The organism is Bradyrhizobium sp. 170 (assembly GCF_023101085.1).
Classification (GTDB): Bacteria; Pseudomonadota; Alphaproteobacteria; order Rhizobiales; family Xanthobacteraceae; genus Bradyrhizobium.
Genome location: NZ_CP064703.1, coordinates 5,476,294 through 5,495,418 on the forward strand (window position 1 = coordinate 5,476,294; position 19,125 = coordinate 5,495,418).

Here is a 19,125-nt window from a genome sequence, read left to right on the forward strand (position 1 = left end):
CGCTTTGGCTAACCCTGCAAGGGACCGACACCGGTCGCAATCGACCGGATCGTCCCCTCGATTTTCCCGATCATTGCGACTTGAGCAGATCGCACGCGCTTTCCGAGGCCGGCCGCCAGGCTTCCTCCGACGGGATGGTCCCCGTGATCTCATAGTAGTCGTAGGCATATTTCGACTCGGCCGGCGTCTTGATGCGAGCGACATAGAGCGGACGCATCACCTGCCCGTCGGCGCGGATGCTCACATTCTTCATCTCGAAATCGTTGATCGGCGTATTCTTCATCTGCCGCATCACGGCGTCGCCCTCATCGGTGCCCGTCGCCGCGACGGCCTTGAGGTAATGCGTGATGGCGCTGTAGGTAGCGGCCTTTGCCTCGTTCAGAATCTGGCCATTGAACGCTTCGGAATAGCGCTTGGCAAAGGCGCGCGCGTCGGGAGTCATGTCCCAGTAGAAGGGCGTGGTCAGGCGCACGTTCTGCAGGTCGCGAAGCCCGATCCCGTGCGTCTGGCTAATCATCAATCCCAGCGGCACAAGCAGCTGCTTCTGCGATAGTCCGAATTCCTGCGCCTGCTTGATGGCATTGCCGAAATCCGCTCCGGAGTTGGCGAGCGCAATCGCCTTCGCGCCGCTCGCCTGCGCCGTCAGCAGGAACGAGGAGAAGTCCGACGAATTGAGAGGATGCAGCACCGAGCCCAAGACCCTGCCGCCGCCGGCCTTGATGAAGTTCGTCGTGTCCGCCTGCCATCCCTTGCCGAAGGCGTAGTCGACGGTCAGGAAGAACCATGTGTCGACGCCCTGGCCCAGCAAGGCCTTCACCGTGGCCTTCGGCTGCGCATAGGTATCGACCATCCATTGCGTGGTCATGGGGGAGCATTTGTCGTTCGTGAAGAACGAACCCGCCGTCCCCGCCAGAAGATAGGGCTTCTTCCGCGCCTTCATGATGTCCTGAACGGCAAGCGCGATCGATGAGGCCGAGCAGCCCACGATGGCGTCGACGCCCTCGTTGTCGAGCCATCGCAGCGCGACGGCGAGCCCGATGTCGGGCTTGTTCTGGTCGTCAGCCGTGACGAGCTCGACCTTCTTGCCATTGACGGCGCCACCGAAATCAGAGATCGCGAGCCGCGCCGAGGTAACCGAACCCAGTCCACAATTGTCGGAATACGGGCCGTTCTGGTCGTTCATGATGCCGATCTTGATCACGTCGCCGGAGATGCCTTGCGCGCGCAGCGGTACCGCCAGGACCAACAGGACCCCCAATATGACGGCCATGTTGAGAAAGCGGACATTCAGCTTCATCATGGTTTTTCTCCCTATGATCGTTGATCCGACTTCGCGGCTCTTTTTGATCGGCGTCGTCAGTGTTCGTGGATCGGTCCGCCAGCGCGCGATACCAACAGCGCATCGAGTGCGACCGCCCCCTCGCCCTCTGCTTTCAACAGCAGTGGGTTGATATCGATTTCGGACACCGTTTCGGCATGTGCGACGGCGAAGCGCGACAGCGCAGCGATCGTCCGTGCGGCCGCCTCGATATCGGCGCGATGACGCCCGCGCGCCCCGTTCAGGACAGCGAACGCCTTGAGCGATGTCAGCATCGCCATGGCCCGCGTCTCGCTCACCGGCGCCATCTCGACAGCGGTGTCCTGGACAATTTCCGCAAAGATGCCGCCGAGGCCGACCATGACGATGGGCCCGAACACCGGATCAATCCGGCTGCCGAGAATGAGTTCGGACAGGCCTTGCGCCATTGGAGCAACGATGACGCCATCGATCACCGCGCGCGGCGCTTTCGCAGCCACACGCCGCAGCATCTCGGCATGGGCTTGTCGCACCTCGGCTTCTGAACGAAGGCCGATGGCGACACCTCCGACTTCCGTCTTGTGCGGAAGATCGGGTGACGCGATCTTCAACACGACAGGAAATCCGATTTCACTTGCAGCGCGCGCGGCCGCATCGGCATTCGACACCAGCCGCTCGGCAAGCACCGGGATGCCGGCATCCGCAAGCGCGCGCTTGGCGCCGAGTTCATGGCGGAACGCATCGGCAGCAAGCGGTGAGGCTTTCGCAATCGCAGGCGGGCTCGTGTCCCTTGGAGCTTTCGCAGCCGCCTGCAATCGCGCCAGCGCCGCAACGACGGCGCAGCTACCGTCAAAACTCGCAACCGTCGGATAGCCCATGGCCTGCAGTTCGGCGAGCGCGTCCGGAGGGCCGTCGACGCAGAGTATGACGGGCCGATCGGGATACTGCGCACGGATGTGGCGCAGGGCTTCCATGTAGACCGAGCGCAATCGCGGCACGTGCAGCGAGAACGGAAGTGGCAGCACGACCGCGTCGCAGCGATCGTCAGCGACGACCGCCGACAGGATCTTTTGCAACAGATCGGGCCGGCTGGACATCTGCGCGGTGGCATCCACCGGATTGCGCGCGGACGCAAACGGCACGAGGTCGAGGATCGTTCGCTGTGTCGCTTCATTCAGTTCCGGCAGCGACAGCCCGACAGCCTGCGCCGCATCCGCGAGCAGGACGCCAAACCCACCTGACGCCGTCACGACCGCGAGGCGTGTCCCCCTTGGCAACCGATCCGACAGCAGGATCGAGGCGGCATGGCCGAGGTCGATCAGCTCGTCGATGCTACGCACCCGCACCGCGCCATGACGCGCAAGCAAGGCATCGAACACAGCGTCCGATCCCGCCATGGCCCCGGTGTGGGAGGCCGCCGCCGCCTGCCCCGCAGCTGACGTGCCGATCTTCAGCGCAATGACCGGCTTTCCTGCATCGCGCGCCTCGGTCAGCGCCGCAATGAGGCGACCGGCATCGCGGCAGGCCTCAATGCAACTCAAAATGACTTTGGTGGCGGGATCGCGGGCAAGCCAGGCAATTCCGTCGGCAATGTCGATGTCGCATTCATTGCCGGTCGTCATGAAACGGCTGACGCCGACGCCGCGGTCGCTCGCCAGGCGCATGGTGAAGCTGCCGAGATTTCCGCTTTGCGACACGATGCCGAGCGAGCCGGCCGCCGGCAGGCTGTGCTCGAGCACGATCGAGAAAGTGGCGATGGAACGTTCGGCGACGCTGACCGCGCCAAGGCAATTCGGCCCCAGCAACCGCATACCAGTCCGGCGTGCAGCCATGCGCAGCCGCTCCTGCATCGCGCGCCCCTTCTCGCCGAGCTCGGCAAAGCCGGAAGAGAACACGACAACGCTGCGGACACCCCGCTTGGCGCACTGCTCCACCGCCTCGGGCGCCTTCTCGGCGTCCACCGCAATGATGGCAAGGTCCGGCGCCTCTGGCAGTTCATCGAGCGAGGCATAGGCCTGAAGACCCTGGACCACCGAGGCCTTCGGGTTCACCGGATAGATCCGCCCCGCATAGCCGTAGCGGCGCAGCAGATCCACCGGCCGACCTCCGATCTTGGTGGCATCCTGCGATGCCCCGATGATGGCGATCGAGCGCGGCGCCATCAGCGCGTCGAGACCTTCTCCCGGCCGCATCGTCAGCGTCCCTTGAACACCGGCGCACGCTTCTCGAGGAACGCCTGCCGCGCTTCCTTGGCGTCCTCGGTCTTCGACAGCGCCATGGTGATATTCTGCTCGAAACGATAGGCATCGCGCGGCGGCATCAGTTCGACCATGTTGGTGGCCTGCTTGGCATACTCGATCGCAATCGGGCTCTTTGCCGCGATCTCTCGCGCGACCTTCATCGCTTCCGGAATGAGGTTTTCGCTGGCCGTGCAGGCTTCGATGATGCCGAGGCGATAGAGTTCGGCTGCGGGCACCCGGTAGCCCGTGAAGAACATGCGGCGCATCAGGGAGCGTCCGAACAGCGTGTTCAGCATAGCCGCACCGCCGGCCAGCCCGACATTGATCTCGGGCATGCCGAAGACGGCCTCTTCGGACGCGTAGAAGATGTCGCAGGACGCCATCAGGCCGAGGCCGGCGCCCAACGCGACGCCATTGATCGCGGCAATGACCGGCTTGGAACATTCGCGGATGCAGTTGCCGGTTTCGCGGGTGATCCGGTTGTGACTGTGAAAGGCGCCGAGTGCCGTCGCATCCGGACGATCCTTCAGATCGGCGCCGCTGCAAAACACCTTCCCGGCTCCGGTCAGGATCGCCACCCTGACATCGCTGCGCTCGGAAATCTCATCGAACACACTCACGATGCGCTCACGCATCGCACGATTGAGCGCATTCACCGGAGGACGGTTCAGCGTCACCAATGCAATATGGTCGGATACTTCGAGCGTGATGATGTCGCCGGACATGGCTTCCTCCTGGCTTTGCTTGATCTTGACGTCGCGATCTTCGACGTTGGCGGCTCTTCCCACATACCTGACCGATCGGTCAGTCAACGAGCTAATAACACCACGGATAATTGTTTGCAAGAGTTGCGACGATAGATCAGTTGACTGACCGATCGGTCGGGTTTTAGATTGAGAACAACCGACAACAAAACCGGGGAGAAATCGCCATGGCCAAAATCAGCCGACGTCAGGCCGCGACGCTAATGGCCGGCGCCATCGTCGCGCCGTTTGCCGCGCCCTCGATCGTCAAAGCGCGCTCGTCACAGACCATCTTCATCATCGTGCCCTACGCGAGCGGCGGCTCGATCGACAGCCTGATGCGGTCGATCGCCAAGGGGATGTCGGAAGCGCTGGATCAACCCGTTCTGGTCGACAACAAGCCGGGCGCCAATGGCATCGTCGGATCGCAATATGTCGCGCGCGCAGCAAAAGACGGCACTGTGCTGCTTGCCGGCGGCACCGGTCCCATCTCGTTAAACGTTCTGCTGCGCAAGAACCTGCCCTACAAGCTCGCGGATTTCGCATCCGTCGCCATGCTCTGCAACGGCCCACTGTCGTTGACCGTGAACGCCAAGATGCCGGTCACCGACGTGAAGAGCTTCGTTGCTTACGCAAAGGGCCGCGACAAACCCTTGTTCTACGGCACCCTCGGCCCCGGCAGCGTGACGCATCTGTTCGGGATCATGATGGGAAAATCGATGGGGTTCGCTGTCACCGACGTCGCCTATCGCAACAATCCGCTTGCGATCATGGAACTACTGTCGGGTGAATGCGACCTCAATTTCGCAACGCCCGCCGCGGTCGCCGAGCACGCAAAGATAGGCAAACTGCGCATTCTCGCCGTCTCCTCCGCCAAACGTATGGCGAGCCTTCCCGATGTCCCGACGCTCGCCGAGTCAGGCTATCCAGAGCTCTCGGCAACGTTCTGGACCGCGCTGCACGCGCCCGCAGGCACCCCGCGCGACGTGATTGAACGGCTGAACGCGGCGGCCAACGCCGCGATGCAGAAGCCGGAAATCGCAAAACAGCTGGAAACCGACGGATTGCAAGCCGATATCGGAGCGCCGCAATTGCTCGATTCCCAACTGAGCAAGGACGCAGCACTTTGGGGACCCGTGATCACAGCGCAACATATCGCGCTCGAATGATCCGGGCCTTCTCTCGGCCGCGCGATCGTCTCGATCTCGGCCGCTAGCGCGCTTTTCGTCGGGAGGGCTTGGGCTGCTCAACGGTCGGCGGCTCTGCAAAATCCGGGTTACGAAGGCCGTTGAACACCATGTCGAAGAAGATGTCGGCGATCTGCTCGGGCGTTGCGGACTTGTTGGGATTGTACCACCGATGCATCCAGTTGAGCGAGGACAGGATCAGACGCCCGGTCATGGGCACATCGACCTTCCGAATCTCGCCGGCGTCGACCGCTTCCTGGATCAGGCCCCGCAGGAAGTGTTCGAACCGGTCCCGGCGCGTGAGTCTTTCCTTCTGCCGGTGACGATCGGGATCGTTCCAGAAAGCGGTCGTCGATGCGATCCAGGCCCACCGGTAGCGCCGAAAATATTCGGCCGTTGCGACCATAAAAGCGCGGATCTTCTGCGACGGCGGCCCATCCGGAATGCGGTCGCGCACGAACAGGTACAATTCCAGCGTGGAGCCGACCGCCACGCGCGCGTAGATCTCGTCCTTGTTGGAGAAATGATGATACAGCAGCGACTTCGAGATGCCGCAGGCGAGCGCAATGTCACGCATCGACGTTCCATCATATCCCTTGGTGGCGAAAAGCCGCCCGGCTTCCGAGAGAATCTGCAGGACGCGATCGGACGCCTCCGCCGGATTCGCGATGCCGTCCTTTGTCGTCGATAATTCAACCATCGAACCTGCAAATCTGGCCTGGCACATCCGAACCAGACCGAACACTGACCATCACTTGGAAACAGCGTAGTTTTTCCCCGACCGATCGGTCAAGCCCGCTCAGTCCTGCAGACCAACGAGGTGCCCAGATGAACGTGGTCCCGCGCGTCACCCGTATCGGCGGGACCAAAGATCAGCTCGGCGAGAGCCCGGTTTGGGACGAGCGAACGCAGACGCTTTACTGGATCGATTCGCTTGCGGGATTGATCCGCAAACTGTCCCCCGCGACCGGCGCGATCGAAGAATTTCGGGTGCCCGCTCCGATCGGGTCGCTGGCCCTCGCGCACAACGACGGCGCAGTCCTGGCCCTGCGCCATGGCTTTGCTTACTACGATTTCAGTAGGCAGAGATTGACCATGGGTCCGCCGATCGGCCTCGACCACCCCATGCTCCGCCTGAACGACGGCAAAGTGGATCCTTTCGGACGATTCGTCGCCGGCACCATGCACGGCGGCCGGGCTGACGATGAAAGGCCGCTCGGCGGCCTTTACCGCATCGACGCGTCGGGCGCCCTCGAGCACCTCGAGACCGATCTCGCCGTGACCAACGGCCCGTGCTTCAGTCCCGATGGCAGGATCTTCTATCTCGCCGACACGGCGCGGCGCGTGATCTGGGCCTATGACTATCGCCGCGAAGGCCCGCTTGCGAACAGGCGCATCTTCGCTGACACGGAGGCGCTGGGTTCGGGGGCCGATGGGGCGACGGTCGATGCGGAAGGCTATCTATGGACGGTCCTGGTCCGTATCGGCGCGATCGCGCGGTTCGCGCCGGATGGAACGATGGTGCACCGTATCGACATGCCGGTGCGCCATCCGACGAGCGTGACCTTCGGCGGCCCCAGCCTCGATGTCCTCTATGTAACGTCGATCTCGCGCAGCACCAACCTCTCGGACGATGCTCCGGACGCCGGAGGATTGTTCGCCGTCGAGGATCTCGGCGTGACGGGACTACCGGCTCAAAGATTTGACGCGCGGTAGGCTGACATGACGCCTGATGCTAGGCGGATCGCTTGATCTGCCGCGGCACACTCTCCGCCATGTAATCGACAAACACCCTAATCTTCTCCGGCAGGTAGCTGCTCTGCTGGAACGTGGCGTAGATGCCCTCGTCATAAGTCGAATTGGTCACCCGGAAGCCCGGCAGCAGCCGCACGAGCTCTCCGCTCTTCAACTCGTCTGCGACGGTGTAGTCGTCGAGCAACGCGATGCCATGTCCCTGCACCGCCAGATCGCACAGAATGATGCCGTTGTTGCTGCTGAACGAGGACGGCACGACGATTTCGCGGAGCCTGCTCTTACGCATGAATTTCCAAACCACGTCCTCCGGTCCCATCCAGTAAGTCAGGCAGTTGTGGCCCGCCAAATCGTCCGGCCCGCGCAACTTTGGCATTCGCCCGGCATAGTCCGGCGAGGCCACCAGGAAGCGTTCGCTCCGCACCAGCCTGCGTTGCATCAGGCCCGGATCCTTGGGCGCGGCGATCTGAAAATCGATATCGAACTCCTCTTCTCGGAGCTGGACGCGCCGTTCTGACAGGCGAAGCTCGACCTTCAGTTCCGGATAAAGCTTCTGGAACTGGGGAATCAACGGTGAAAGCACCTTGATGCCGAATAGCGTCCGCGAATGAACCCGGAGCGTTCCGCGCGGCGTGCTCTGCAACGCGAGCGCCGCGGCCTCGGCATCCTCGATGCCATGCAGCACCTGTTCGGTTCGCTGGAAGAAGATCTTGCCTGCCTCGGTTAATCCGAGATGGCGGGTGCTGCGATTGATCAATTGCACGCCGAGCTGGGCCTCGAGCTCGCCCACATAGCGCGACACTGACGCCGGCGAGAGCCCCGCCCGGCGGCCGGCGGCGGAGAAACTGCCTTCGCGGACAGTGCTGACGAACAATTCCATGGCCTGGAGGCGGTTCATTGATCTTTTCATATTTTGCAAAAGACATGCTTAGATTACGCCGATTGTTCGAAAAACCTCAAGACCATACCCTCCCCTCAACCGGTCGCAAACGGCCGCGACGTAAAATGGCGGAGGAACGCATCCCATGGAATTCGGCGTCTTCATTCTGGCGCAGCAGCGCGGCTATCACCAATCCTCGCAGCAGGTCATCAACAACGCGGTCGAACAGACCGTCGCCGCGGAAGCGGCCGGCTTCAATACGGCTTGGTACGCCGAGCATCATTTCAACAATTACAGCCTGTGCCCGTCGCCGCTGATGATGGTGGCGCACTGTGCCGGACTGACCAAGCGGATCCGGCTCGGCACCGCGGTCTGCGTGTTGCCGCTGTATCACCCCGCGCGTCTGCTGGGCGAGATCGGCTTTGCCGATACGGTCTCAGGCGGTCGCCTCGATCTCGGCATCGGCTCCGGCTATCAGCAGTTCGAATTCGATCGTTTCGGCGTCAACCTGACGGACTCGCATTCGCTGTTCGCGGAATTCTACGAGATCCTTGAAGCGGGCATGCGCGAACGCGTCTTCTCCTATCACGGAAAGCATCTGCAGATGCCGCCAACCGCGATTGCGGTACGAACAGTGCAAAAACCTATGCCGCCGATCTGGGTGACGTCGGGTCATCCAGAGACGCTCGGACGCGCCATTCGCGACAACCACAATTTATTCGTCACGGCACTGCTCAACGGCCTCGACGCGGTGAAAGCCCTGCGCGAACGGCTGGAGGGGATAGCGGCAAAGGAGGGGCGTTCCATCGACGATGTCAGGTTCGGCTTCCTGCGCTGCGGTTATGCCAGCGACAACGAGAGCGAGATCACGTCCTATCTCGACAACGCGCGCTTCCAGCGCCGGGTATCCGAAAGCCTCAAGTTCCGCCGTGCCCAGAGCGAGGATGGCTACCTCATCAAGGAGGAGGCCGGCCCGAACGACATGTCGCTGGAGACCATGCGCAAGAATCTGCCGGTGGGAAGCGTCAACCAGGTGATCGACCGCCTGCTCGAGGAAATCAGCGTATTGAAACCGTCGCACATCGCGCTGCAGACCCAGCTTGGTGATTTCGATCAGAAGACGATGCTACGGCAGATCGAGCTGTGGGGCAGCAAGATCATCCCGGCGGTCCGGCGCGAGTTGAGCGGCACCGCCAGCTCCGCGCACGCAAAGCATGACAGCGAGGGCGTTGTCGCATGATCAAGGCACCCTCGACCGCGATGCCGCATGTCGGCCAGCGCGCGTGCGGCGCCCACCTCGCCCAGTTTCCGCACGTCGAGGCGACCGAATTTCGCAACGCAATGCGCAATCTGGCGAGCGGCGTCGCCATTGTTGCCACAGGCATCGGCGATGCCCGACGGGGGTTGACGGCGAGTTCTGTCACTTCGCTTTGCATGAATCCCCCTTGTCTTCTGGTGAGCGTCAACACGAAGTCGGAGACTCACGATTCAATCCTCACCAACGGGTACTTTGGAATCAGTTTGCTGAGAGACGGACAGGAGGCGTTGGCTCAGCGCTTCGCGGGTTTAACCGGCGTTAGCGGTGCAGACCGCTTCGGGGATGCTCGCTGGAACGAAGGAATTACCGGCGCCCCGCTGCTGGAAACCGCAATATGCGCCATTGATTGCGTGCTGCAGCTGCATCAGATCGTCGGCAGCCATGGCATTCTGATCGGCCGGATTGTTGCGACGCGACAGCATTGTGCAGGAAATCCGGTAATAAACTTTCAGGGCGAGTTGCACACACTGCCCGTTGCGTGACCGGTATCTACGAAAGCACCATCGGAGTTGAGCGATGATCGTGGAATACTCATCAGGCAAAGGCCTGTCCCTCGCGGAGCCGGAAGATTTCCGCAATTTCAAGCTACGCGTGAAGGGCGATTGGAATGCCGGTTCGGTCTCGGTTGAGGGAATTACATTCGTCGACGAGCGAAACGCGCTAATCTCAATCGAGCTCGTCCCGACACTACCCGGCCGGCCCGACGGCGAACGGTGGCTGAAGAACTATTTCGCCATGATCGAAGCGGCCCGCAACCACGGTTGGATCGACGCGCAATCAAACGCTGTTCGCGCTCACGTCGAACGATGATGTGACCGCCTGGCCAGCAGCGATTGGCCGATCTCGGCGCCGAAAGCGTGGAGCAAAGCCGCCGCGGACCAAAAGCCCTCGCGGACCTGGTCAAATGCGGATCCGCACGGCTAATGCCGATTCTAAATGCCGCGGCGGAGAAATAAGCACGGCATCGCGCCTCGAAGGCACTCGCCTCCGTCGAGATCGCATCGAGATCGGCTAGTGCCCCGACAGATAATCAGCGCGAACAGGCGCGGCTCCCGATGGCGGCACGTCGAGGCGTACGGCAATGCCCTCTAATTCCGGACTCGGGGCCGGATATAGCTTCATCACGAGCGGATCATGGCCGGGAATGATGTAGCTCTCGTCCGGCGCCAGTTTCAGCAACCGGTCGAACCCCTCCAGCATTTCGCCGATATGAAGGGCGGTCGTAAATGGGCGTTCGCTCGCCATATTCTCATAGAAATGACTGACGTCGGAGGCCAGCACGACGAATCCGCGGCGGGTCCTGACGCGAACGAACTGAAGCCCCGCCGAATGGCCGCCTGCGGCATGTATGGAGAGACCGGGAGCGAGCTCGGCGTCACCATCGTAGAACAGCACCCGGCGCGCATAGTTGAGCCGTACGATCCCGCAGACATCCTCGACCTCGAACGAATGCGATGACCGCGGATATCGCATGAAGCGTCCCGTGGCATAGGCAATTTCGCGTTCCTGGAGATGAAATCGCGCGTTCGGGAACCGGTCGAAATTTCCCACATGGTCGTAATGCAGATGCGTGAGGATAACGTCCTCGATCCCGGCTGCATCGATGTCGAACGCACCGAGCGTCTCCACTGGACAGCGCAGGAACGTCCGTTTCCGCTTGTTCGCGACTTCCGCGTTGAAGCCGGTGTCGATGACGAAGGTGCGGCCTCCCCCTCTTGCCAGCCACATGAAATAGTCCATCGGCATCGGGCCGTCGTGCGGATCGCCGCCGATGAAATGATCGCTGCGCCACGCATCGCGGGTGGCATAGCGAATAGCGAACAGCTCGTATTCCTGGTCGGCCATGCTATTTCCCAATAGACCGGCGGTTCATCACTTCCCTTCCACTTCGTTGAACGCCTCCCGTGCGTTGCGGAAGGCGTCGATTCCCGATGGGATGCCGCAATAGACACCGACCTGAAGCAGGATCTCCTTGATCTCGTCCTTGGTGAGGCCGTTCTTCAAGGCCCCCTTGACGTGCAACTTCAGTTCGTGGGGTCGATTGAGCGCGCCGAGCATCGCCAGATTGACGATGCTGCGGGTGCGGCGGTCGAGCCCCGGCCGGGTCCACAATGCACCCCAGCAGAATTCGGTCGACCATTCGGCCATCGTCCGGGTGAATTCATCCGCGCCGGCAATGGACTTGTTGACATAGTCCTCGCCGAGTACTTCCTTGCGCACCTTTAGGCCCTTGTCGAACAATTCAGTCATCGCTGGTTCCTTTCATTGTTTGAGAACTGCTTTTCAGGGCGGCGCGGTTCATCCGTGCACCCTCATCAGGCTCGCGACGTCTGCAAGCGTGTCGAGACGCCAGACACCATCGATGATGCGATCTATATCCCAACCGGTGCCGCCCAGCCGCGCGCAATCGCGCACTTTCGCTTCGACATCACGGTCGGATAATGGGTCGGCAAGACTGCCTTTCGCTTCCATCACAAGCTTTTCGAACGTCTCTCCCGACGTCAATTGGATAATGACGCGCGCGGCACCATCCGGAAGCGAAGCGTCAGGCATTGCCCTCACCTTCTGGCGCAGCGACACGATGTCCGGCCGAAATACGGTCGCGTCCGCGAACTCGGTGACGCCGGCCGCACCCAGCAGCAGCGCACAGGCGGCGCAATGATGAATGCTGACCCGCGCGTCGCGTTCGTTGCGAACCGGCCGGTCGCCGCGCGCCAGCAACAGCGCCGAGCCCTGCACCGTGATGGAGGCGATACTATCAATGCGCTGGTTCAGGCTCGCTCGTAGTTCGAAGCAGGCGTCGATCACGGCATGAAACACGATGCCCGCCGGATAGGGCTTGTAGGTATTCTTCGCGATCTCCCAGGTCTTGCCGAGACCGCCCGTCAACTGTGCCATATCGGGTTCGTCACCCATGGCACGAGCCCAGCCGAGCGTCCCCTCAATAGCCCGCGGCGATGCGGAGTAGCCTTCAGCCGCAAGCAATGCCGCAAACAGGCCGTTGCGCGCCGCGTTGCCAACGCTGACATTCTTGGCGGCGCTCGGGAGATTTTCGACGATCCCGGCCGACTGGCTGGCTGCAATTCCAATCGCGTTCGAAATCTGGTCCGCCGAAAGCCCGAGCAGTTTCGCGCAGGCTGCGGCCGCACCGAACACCCCGCAAGTCGAGGTGATGTGCCAGCCACGCGCATAATGTCCGGGAGACACTGCGTTGCCGACGCGACATTCGACCTCTACGCCGAGAATGAATGCCGTGAGAACCGCTTGGCCCGAAAATCCCCGCGCCTGCGCCAATGCCAGCACCGGAGCTGCGACCGGCGCCGCGGGATGAATGATGGTGTCCAGATGGGTATCGTCGAAATCGAGCAGATTGGCCGAAATGGCGTTGAGGAACGACGCGCACATGGCGTCGAGCCGTTCCGTACGGCCGATGATCGTCGACGTCGCAGCACCGCTGAACGGCAATAACGTGCGCAACGCCGCGGTGACGGCGGGGTCATTCGCCGAACCCAGCGCGGTCGCGAAGAAGTTCAGCATCGAGCGTTTCGCTTCGTGACTTTGCGCGGCGACATCCGCCCACACCGTGCCGGCAATGAGATCGCCGAAAATGGTGCCGGCGCCTTGCGCTTCAACTTGCCGCACTGAGCGAATTCCTCGGACCTTGTTTTTCCGACCCTATTCCGGCGCGCCATGGCCTGTCGACAGGAATCTTATGCTTGACAGATTGACTGACAATCTTGACATTCGACGAAACGCGGGCAGGGAAACCTGCCGCGGCAAGAACAAGAGAGCGCTTGCGGCGCGAACAGGGAGCGAACCATGGCTGCAGAAACAATCGGCTTTGTCGGAACCGGCCGCATGGGTGGACCGATGGCCGGGCGCCTGCTCGACGCCGGCTATTCGCTGTGCATTTACGATTCGCAGGTCGAGGCGACCAAGGTGCTGGTTGCGCGCGGCGCACGGCTAGCGCAATCGCCCGCCGAAGTCGCATCGAGCGCCGATATCGTGCTGGCAAGCCTGCCGACCCCCGACATCGTCAAGGCGGTTGCGCTGGGGCCCGATGGAATCATTGCCGGAAACCGCGCCACGGTGCTGATCGACTTGTCCACCACCGGGCCTGGCGCCGCCAAATTGATCGCGAAGGGATTCGAAGCGAGGAACCTGACCCTCGTCGATGCACCGGTCAGCGGCGGCATCAAGGGCGCAGTGAACGGTACGCTTGCGGTGATGGTTTCCTGTCCGAAGGCGACCTATGACAGGGTTGAGCCGATCCTGAAGCACTTCGGAAAGCTGTTTTACACCGGCGACAAGCCGGGCACGGCACAGACGGCAAAACTGGCCAACAATCTGATGGCGGCGGCAGCGCTCGTGATCACCTCCGAAGCGGTGGCGATGGGCGTCAAGGGCGGCGTCAACGCCAAGGTGCTGATCGACATCATCAACGCCAGCAGCGGGCGCAACAGCGCCTCGGAAGACAAATTCCCCCGCGCCGTGCTTCCCGGCACCTTCGATTTCGGATTTACCACCGGCCTCTCCTACAAGGACGTTCGGCTCTGCGTCGATGAAGCCGAGGCGATGGGTGTTCCGATGGTCTGCGGTTCCGTGGTCCGACAGATGCTCGCCATCACCAACGCCAAATATGGCGCGTCATCCGACTTTACGTCGATCGCGAAAGTGCTGGAGGAATGGGCCGGCGTCGAAATGCGCGGCTAGGCCGAAGCCACCAGCGCGCGAAGGGCGATTGCCATGACGATCGATTCAACCGGACCAGGCGAGATTTCGTTGGCGCGAGCGCTGGCTCGCACAGCGCTTGCCATCAATCCCGGCCGCTTCGATGCTGATGTCATCGCCAAGGCGAAAATCTGCCTGCTGGATTTCCTCTCTTGCGCTTTCGAGGCACGTAACCACCCGTGGAGCCGCCAGGCGATCGGCATCGCGCGCGCAGTCGGAAACGGCGCGACGATTGTCGGAACCGGCATGCTTGCCTCGCCGGGCGATGCGGCCTTCGCCAACGCCACCATGGGCCACGGCCTGGTGCGCGAAGACATGCACGCCGCCAGCATCTGCCACCATGGCGTAGTGATCTGGCCGACGCTGCTCGCCTTGTCGGAACGAACGACGCTGTCCGGCGCGTCATTCCTTGCCGCTGCAATCATCGGCTATGAGACCGGCGCACAGATCGGACGCGCCCTCTTTACCGCCGATCTTGCCCGTCTCTACCGGCCGACCGGCCTTGTTGCGCCACTCGGCGCAGCGATGGCGGGAAGCTATGCCCTTGGTCTTAGCGAGAGTGCTGCAACCAGCGCAGTCGCCATTGCCGCCAACACATCGTCCGGCCTGAACGAATGGCCCCGCGCCGGCGGCTCCGAGATGTATTTCCATCCGGGCTTTGCCGCGCGCAACGCGATTGCCGCGATCGAACTGGCCGAGGCCGGCGCCCTCGCCTCGGAGACGATCCTTGAGGGCGAGGCCGGATTGTTCGCCGCCTTCCGCCGCCAGGCTGCCCCGTCCGAGATCCGGTTGTTTGCCGGCGCAGAGCCCGAGATCATGGCCGTCTATAACAAGCCCGCTCCCGCCTGCAATTTCGCGCAGACAGCGGCGCAGGCAGCCCTGCGCGCCGCGCGCGAACTCGGGACATCGGAAGACATCGCGACCGTTGCGATCCGGGTCCCCGAAGCGGCGGCCCGCTACCCCGGCTGCGACTCCAAGGGGCCATTTCACAATGCGCTGCAAGCCAAAATGAGCATTCCCTTCAGCGTCGCTGCCGTGCTGGCGCGCGGTGCGCTCGAAGAGGAGAATTACGCGCGAGTCGACAATCCCTGGATACTCCGCCTCATCGAACGGACCGATCTGCAAAGCGCGCCTGACCTCACCGCCGCATTCCCGGCGAACCAGGGCGCCGAGGTTCTTGTTGGCCTGCGCGACGGAAAGACCATCCATCAGCGTCTCGAGAATGTCGTCGCCGCGACGCCGGAGGAGATCCGTGTCCGCTTTCGGCAGGCCGCTTCCGACGTCATCGGCGACAAGCATGTACGCCATCTGGAAGAGCTGGTGGATAATTGCACATCACTTCCGGACAGCCGCGTCATCGCCGCCCGGTGCCGGCTTGAACCGACAGAGCAACGACTGCGGCCAGCATCATGATCGATAACGACAAACGGAAAATGGGGGGCACAATGTTCAAGCGCGAGATGGCCGACGAGGCCATATCTATAGCCGGTCCGAAACACGGATACTCCCTCCTTGCGCGAGGTCTCCGGTGACCCAGGCGCTGGAAGGCTTCCTGCAAGCGTTGTCCGCCGGACTTTTGATCGGCGCGGTCTACGGCTTGATGTGCGTCGGGCTCGGGCTGATTTTCGGCGTCATGCGGGTAATCAATTTCGCCCAGGGCGATTTCATGATGCTCGGCATGTATGCGGCGTTCTATTTCTTCACCGCACTCGGTGTGCAGGCCACGTTCGGCAACACCTTCGGACCGTTCGTCGCGATCCTGCTGGCCGGCCCGGTGCTGGCTGCCTTCGGTTACTTCGTCCACCTCACCCTGATCTCGCGCGTATCCGGCACGCGCACCTCTTCGCTCGAGGGAGAGGGTCATTATGCCCAGCTCATTCTGACGCTGGGGATCGCGCTGATCCTGCAGAACGGCGGCCTGCTCGTGTTCGGCTCGGTGCTGGCCTCGATCCGGACGCCGCTGTCGAGTTCGGCGTGGGAGCTTGGACCGCTGTTTTATGACGTCAGCGTCTTCATCAACAAGGCGCGCGGGATAGACGCGGTTGTTTCGCTGGTGACGATGCTGCTGCTGACGCTAATGATCACGCGGTCGCGGATCGGAAAGTCGCTGCGGGCCGCGGCCGATAATCCTACCGCGGCAACCTATATGGGCATCGACGTCGACCGCGCGCACCGCATAGCCTTCGCGCTCGGCACCGGTATCACCGCCATTGCCGGCGGCCTGCTCGCCACCAATTATCCCTTTCATCCCTTCGTCGGCGTCGAATACGTCATCGTCATGTATGCCGGCGTCGTGCTCGGCGGCATGGGCAGCATCATCGGCGCCTTCTGGGGTGGCATGACGATCGGGCTGGTCCAGCAGATGTCGACGCTGATCCTGCCGACGCAATTGCAGAACGCCGCGATCTTCGTCGTGTTTCTCCTGATCATCTTTTTTCGCCCGCAAGGTTTCTTCGGGCGCATGGTCGAGAGGACATGACCATGCGTGGATGGCGATCGCTGCTGCCTATCATTGTCTTCACCGCCCTCTATGCGGCGGTGTCGCTGAGCGTGACCAATTCCTATTACCAGCTGGTGATGACGCTGGTTCCGGTCTGGGCGATATTCGGCCTGTCGTGGAACCTGCTTAGTGGATACACCGGACTGATCTCGTTCGGTCACGCCGCCTTCTTCGGCGTCGGCGCCTATGCCGTCGTGCTCGGCCAGATCCATTTCGACCTGTCGCCATGGATCATGATCCCCATCGCAGCCATCTTCGGCGGCATCGCCGGATTGCTGATCGGCTTTCCGACCTTCCGCCTGCAGGGTCACTACTTTGCGCTGGCGATGCTCGCCTACCCGCTCGCCATTCTCTACGTGTTCGAATGGCTCGGCCTTCAGGAAGTTACGCTGCCAATCAAGCGCGACAATCCGATCGCCTATATGCAATTCGCCGATCACCGTCTCTACACGCTGCTGGCTCTGGCGATGATGCTTGCCACGATCCTGCTGACGCGCGCCATCGAACGGTCGCGCTTCGGCATGGCGCTGCTTGCGATCAAGCAGAACGAGGCTGCCGCGGAAGCCGCGGGAATCAACACGCTGGCCTGGAAGCTCCGTGCCGTCACGCTCAGCGGAGCCATCGCCGGAGCGGTTGGCGGGTTCTACGCCGTCGTGCTGCTGGTGGTGACCCCGCAATCGGTATTCGGCATGCTGGTGTCGGCCCAGGCGCTGACGGTCGCCATGTTCGGCGGTGTCGGAACGGTCTGGGGGCCGGTGATCGGATCGGTGATCCTGATCCCGTTGGCCGAAACGCTCAACGCCGAAGCAGGCTCGCGCTTTCCCGGAATTCAGGGGGTGATCTACGGCCTCGCCATCATATGCGTCATCCTGCTCGCGCCTGAGGGCCTGTTCTGGAAAGTGCGCGATTTCCTGCGCAAGCGGTCGGCGCTGCCGGTGGCGGCAACGCCGACCGCACTGGACGTCTCGGTTGCAGTTCCGGTCCCCGCCGCACTAGCGCCAGCGCGTACCGAGCGATCCGTTGGGACAGGTGACGTCGTCCTGGAAGTTCGCAACCTGTCGCGCTCGTTCGGTGGATTGAAGGCCGTGCAGGATGTCAGCTTCAAGCTACGACAAAACGAGATCCTCGGGATCATCGGCCCCAACGGTGCCGGCAAGACCACGCTGTTCAACCTTCTGAACGGATTCCTTCGGCCAGGAACGGGCGAAATCCTCCTCGACGGACGCGAGATGTCCGGCCGCAAGCCGCATGAGCTCTGCGAGGCCGGCATCGGCCGCACCTTCCAGATCATGCGCCCGTTCCTGCGCATGTCGATTTCAGACAATGTCGTGGTCGGTGCCTATGTCCGCGCCAAGACCGATGCCGAAGCAAGGCAACTGGCCGCCGACGCGATTACCCGCGTCGGCCTGTCCGAAATCGCCGACCGCATCGCAGGTGAACTCACGACCAAGGAATTACGGCTGATGGAGCTTGCCCGCGCGCTGGCCGGACAGCCGCGCATCCTGCTGCTCGACGAGACGCTCGCAGGCCTCGGCCATGACGAAGCCAACGAGGTCGTGGCAGTGATCCAGCGGCTGGCCCGCGACGGCATGACGATCGCGATCATTGAACACACGATGCAGGCGATGGTCCGTCTGGTCGACAGTTTCCTAGTGCTCGACCACGGCGCCGTTATCGTCGAGGGCGAACCGGAAGCGGTCACCCGCGACAGCCGCGTCATCGAAGCCTATCTCGGCAAGAAATGGATGGCCCATGCTCCGCATTGAAGGGCTGACCGCCGGCTATTCCGCGATCCCCGTGTTGAACGGCGTCTCGATCAAGGTCGAGGAAGGCCAGTTCGTCGCGATCGTCGGGCCGAACGGCGCCGGCAAGACCACGTTGTTCAAGACAATTTCCGGCATCGTGCGCCCGAGCGCGGGAACGATCAAGTTCGGAGATCACGACCTTCTCTCAATCCGGCCGGCGCAACGCGCGCATCTCGGCATCGCTCACGTTCCGGAAGGACGACAGGTCTTTCCCTCGCTCACCGTGATGGAAAACCTCGAGATGGGCGCGATGACCGAGGCCGGCCAGCGCGACTGGCAACACAACATCGAGCGCATCTTCGAATGGCTGCCGATCCTGGCCGAGCGCCGCGGCCAGTTCGCAGGCACGCTCTCGGGCGGACAGCAGCAGATGCTGGCGATCGGCCGCGGGTTAGCCTCCTCGCCCAAACTCCTGATGCTGGATGAACCCTCGATGGGCCTCGCGCCCACGATCGCGGATTTCATCTTCGAACGGCTGATCGAAATCCGCCGGCAATCGAACCTGACGATCCTGCTGGTCGAACAGCGCGTCGCGGAGGCGCTCGAATCCGCCGACCACGGCTACGTTCTCGAAGCCGGACGCGTCGCACTCGAAGGCAACAACCAAACCTTGCGGGCGGACGACCGCATCCGCAAGGCTTACCTCGGCATGTAACCAACAAACATCAACAA

The 19,125-nt window shown here is 62.3% G+C and carries 18 protein-coding genes; 10 read left to right on the forward strand and 8 right to left on the reverse strand.

The features are described from left to right. Window positions 1–70: 70 nt before the first annotated feature. From IVB05_RS25575 to IVB05_RS25585, 3 genes are read right to left on the reverse strand one after another with little or no spacing between them, the layout of a single operon-like run. The gene (locus IVB05_RS25575; RefSeq protein ID WP_247778701.1) at window positions 71–1,300 is read right to left on the reverse strand and encodes an ABC transporter substrate-binding protein; all 1,230 of its coding nucleotides are present in this window, start codon (window positions 1,298–1,300) and stop codon (window positions 71–73) included. Window positions 1,301–1,356: 56 nt separating this feature from the next. Beyond that, window positions 1,357–3,489: an acetate--CoA ligase family protein gene (locus IVB05_RS25580; protein ID WP_247778702.1), complete on the reverse strand. Its 2,133-nt coding sequence runs from the start codon at window positions 3,487–3,489 to the stop codon at window positions 1,357–1,359. A gap of 2 nt (window positions 3,490–3,491) precedes the next feature. Further along, window positions 3,492–4,349: an enoyl-CoA hydratase/isomerase family protein gene (locus IVB05_RS25585; protein ID WP_247778703.1), complete on the reverse strand. Its 858-nt coding sequence runs from the start codon at window positions 4,347–4,349 to the stop codon at window positions 3,492–3,494. Window positions 4,350–4,468: 119 nt separating this feature from the next. Here IVB05_RS25585 and IVB05_RS25590 point away from each other — a divergent pair, with 119 nt between their 5' ends. Next, complete coding sequence (locus IVB05_RS25590) at window positions 4,469–5,449, forward strand: tripartite tricarboxylate transporter substrate binding protein (protein WP_247778704.1); 981 nt, start codon at window positions 4,469–4,471, stop codon at window positions 5,447–5,449. A 43-nt stretch (window positions 5,450–5,492) separates the two neighbouring features. Here IVB05_RS25590 and IVB05_RS25595 read toward each other — a convergent pair whose 3' ends face one another. Beyond that, on the reverse strand, window positions 5,493–6,167 hold the full coding sequence (locus IVB05_RS25595) for a TetR/AcrR family transcriptional regulator (RefSeq protein ID WP_247778705.1): 675 nt from the start codon (window positions 6,165–6,167) through the stop codon (window positions 5,493–5,495). 128 nt (window positions 6,168–6,295) lie between these two features. Here IVB05_RS25595 and IVB05_RS25600 point away from each other — a divergent pair, with 128 nt between their 5' ends. Continuing rightward, window positions 6,296–7,183, forward strand: a complete 888-nt coding sequence (locus IVB05_RS25600; RefSeq protein WP_247778706.1) for an SMP-30/gluconolactonase/LRE family protein — start codon at window positions 6,296–6,298, stop codon at window positions 7,181–7,183. 19 nt (window positions 7,184–7,202) lie between these two features. Here the strand turns inward: IVB05_RS25600 and IVB05_RS25605 are convergent, their stop codons facing one another. Next, a complete protein-coding gene (locus IVB05_RS25605) occupies window positions 7,203–8,117 on the reverse strand; it encodes a LysR family transcriptional regulator (protein WP_247778708.1) in 915 nt (304 codons plus the stop codon). A 127-nt stretch (window positions 8,118–8,244) separates the two neighbouring features. On the opposite strand from IVB05_RS25605, the gene IVB05_RS25610 reads away from it, so the two are divergent. Genes IVB05_RS25610 through IVB05_RS25620 form a run of 3 tightly spaced genes read left to right on the forward strand, consistent with a single transcriptional unit; the run spans window position 8,245 to window position 10,227 of the window. Next, window positions 8,245–9,339 (forward strand): LLM class flavin-dependent oxidoreductase, encoded by a 1,095-nt coding sequence (locus tag IVB05_RS25610; RefSeq protein ID WP_247778709.1) that lies wholly within the window; start codon window positions 8,245–8,247, stop codon window positions 9,337–9,339. Continuing rightward, window positions 9,336–9,899: a flavin reductase family protein gene (locus IVB05_RS25615; RefSeq protein ID WP_247778710.1), complete on the forward strand. Its 564-nt coding sequence runs from the start codon at window positions 9,336–9,338 to the stop codon at window positions 9,897–9,899. The genes IVB05_RS25610 and IVB05_RS25615 overlap by 4 nt, the downstream gene beginning before the upstream one ends. Before the next feature lie 34 nt (window positions 9,900–9,933). After that, a complete protein-coding gene (locus tag IVB05_RS25620) occupies window positions 9,934–10,227 on the forward strand; it encodes a hypothetical protein (RefSeq protein ID WP_247778711.1) in 294 nt (97 codons plus the stop codon). A gap of 201 nt (window positions 10,228–10,428) precedes the next feature. Here the strand turns inward: IVB05_RS25620 and IVB05_RS25625 are convergent, their stop codons facing one another. The 3 genes from IVB05_RS25625 to IVB05_RS25635 are packed head-to-tail and all read right to left on the reverse strand — an operon-like array spanning window position 10,429 to window position 13,059. Then, window positions 10,429–11,262 (reverse strand): N-acyl homoserine lactonase family protein, encoded by an 834-nt coding sequence (locus tag IVB05_RS25625; protein ID WP_247778712.1) that lies wholly within the window; start codon window positions 11,260–11,262, stop codon window positions 10,429–10,431. Window positions 11,263–11,289: 27 nt separating this feature from the next. Continuing rightward, window positions 11,290–11,667: a carboxymuconolactone decarboxylase family protein gene (locus IVB05_RS25630; protein ID WP_247516655.1), complete on the reverse strand. Its 378-nt coding sequence runs from the start codon at window positions 11,665–11,667 to the stop codon at window positions 11,290–11,292. Between the two features lie 48 nt (window positions 11,668–11,715). After that, entirely contained in the window at window positions 11,716–13,059 is a 1,344-nt protein-coding gene (locus IVB05_RS25635; RefSeq protein ID WP_247778713.1) for an MmgE/PrpD family protein, read from the reverse strand. A 126-nt stretch (window positions 13,060–13,185) separates the two neighbouring features. On the opposite strand from IVB05_RS25635, the gene IVB05_RS25640 reads away from it, so the two are divergent. The 5 genes from IVB05_RS25640 to IVB05_RS25660 all read left to right on the forward strand — a co-directional run bounded on the left by IVB05_RS25640 (window position 13,186) and on the right by IVB05_RS25660 (window position 19,108). After that, window positions 13,186–14,130, forward strand: coding sequence for an NAD(P)-dependent oxidoreductase (locus IVB05_RS25640; RefSeq protein ID WP_256473451.1), 945 nt, complete (start codon window positions 13,186–13,188; stop codon window positions 14,128–14,130). A 33-nt stretch (window positions 14,131–14,163) separates the two neighbouring features. Then, on the forward strand, window positions 14,164–15,561 hold the full coding sequence (locus IVB05_RS25645; RefSeq protein WP_247778715.1) for an MmgE/PrpD family protein: 1,398 nt from the start codon (window positions 14,164–14,166) through the stop codon (window positions 15,559–15,561). A 115-nt stretch (window positions 15,562–15,676) separates the two neighbouring features. Continuing rightward, on the forward strand, window positions 15,677–16,627 hold the full coding sequence (locus IVB05_RS25650; RefSeq protein WP_247778717.1) for a branched-chain amino acid ABC transporter permease: 951 nt from the start codon (window positions 15,677–15,679) through the stop codon (window positions 16,625–16,627). A gap of 2 nt (window positions 16,628–16,629) precedes the next feature. Further along, window positions 16,630–18,414, forward strand: coding sequence for a branched-chain amino acid ABC transporter ATP-binding protein/permease (locus IVB05_RS25655; protein WP_247778718.1), 1,785 nt, complete (start codon window positions 16,630–16,632; stop codon window positions 18,412–18,414). After that, window positions 18,401–19,108 carry an ABC transporter ATP-binding protein gene (locus IVB05_RS25660; protein ID WP_247778719.1) on the forward strand — a complete coding sequence of 236 codons (708 nt, stop codon included), beginning with the start codon at window positions 18,401–18,403 and terminating at the stop codon, window positions 19,106–19,108. Before IVB05_RS25655 ends, IVB05_RS25660 begins: the two co-directional genes overlap by 14 nt. The last annotated feature ends 17 nt before the right edge of the window (window positions 19,109–19,125 follow it).

Bases quoted from the DNA above. Each gene is read 5' to 3' on its own strand.
- IVB05_RS25575 (WP_247778701.1), bottom strand. From the start codon at position 1,300: ATGATGAAGCTGAATGTCCGCTTTCTCAACATGGCCGTCATATTGGGG.
- IVB05_RS25580 (WP_247778702.1), bottom strand. From the start codon at position 3,489: ATGCGGCCGGGAGAAGGTCTCGACGCGCTGATGGCGCCGCGCTCGATC.
- IVB05_RS25590 (WP_247778704.1), top strand. From the start codon at position 4,469: ATGGCCAAAATCAGCCGACGTCAGGCCGCGACGCTAATGGCCGGCGCC.
- IVB05_RS25595 (WP_247778705.1), bottom strand. From the start codon at position 6,167: ATGGTTGAATTATCGACGACAAAGGACGGCATCGCGAATCCGGCGGAG.
- IVB05_RS25600 (WP_247778706.1), top strand. From the start codon at position 6,296: ATGAACGTGGTCCCGCGCGTCACCCGTATCGGCGGGACCAAAGATCAG.
- IVB05_RS25605 (WP_247778708.1), bottom strand. From the start codon at position 8,117: ATGAACCGCCTCCAGGCCATGGAATTGTTCGTCAGCACTGTCCGCGAA.
- IVB05_RS25610 (WP_247778709.1), top strand. From the start codon at position 8,245: ATGGAATTCGGCGTCTTCATTCTGGCGCAGCAGCGCGGCTATCACCAA.
- IVB05_RS25615 (WP_247778710.1), top strand. From the start codon at position 9,336: ATGATCAAGGCACCCTCGACCGCGATGCCGCATGTCGGCCAGCGCGCG.
- IVB05_RS25620 (WP_247778711.1), top strand. From the start codon at position 9,934: ATGATCGTGGAATACTCATCAGGCAAAGGCCTGTCCCTCGCGGAGCCG.
- IVB05_RS25625 (WP_247778712.1), bottom strand. From the start codon at position 11,262: ATGGCCGACCAGGAATACGAGCTGTTCGCTATTCGCTATGCCACCCGC.
- IVB05_RS25630 (WP_247516655.1), bottom strand. From the start codon at position 11,667: ATGACTGAATTGTTCGACAAGGGCCTAAAGGTGCGCAAGGAAGTACTC.
- IVB05_RS25645 (WP_247778715.1), top strand. From the start codon at position 14,164: ATGACGATCGATTCAACCGGACCAGGCGAGATTTCGTTGGCGCGAGCG.
- IVB05_RS25655 (WP_247778718.1), top strand. From the start codon at position 16,630: ATGCGTGGATGGCGATCGCTGCTGCCTATCATTGTCTTCACCGCCCTC.
- IVB05_RS25660 (WP_247778719.1), top strand. From the start codon at position 18,401: ATGCTCCGCATTGAAGGGCTGACCGCCGGCTATTCCGCGATCCCCGTG.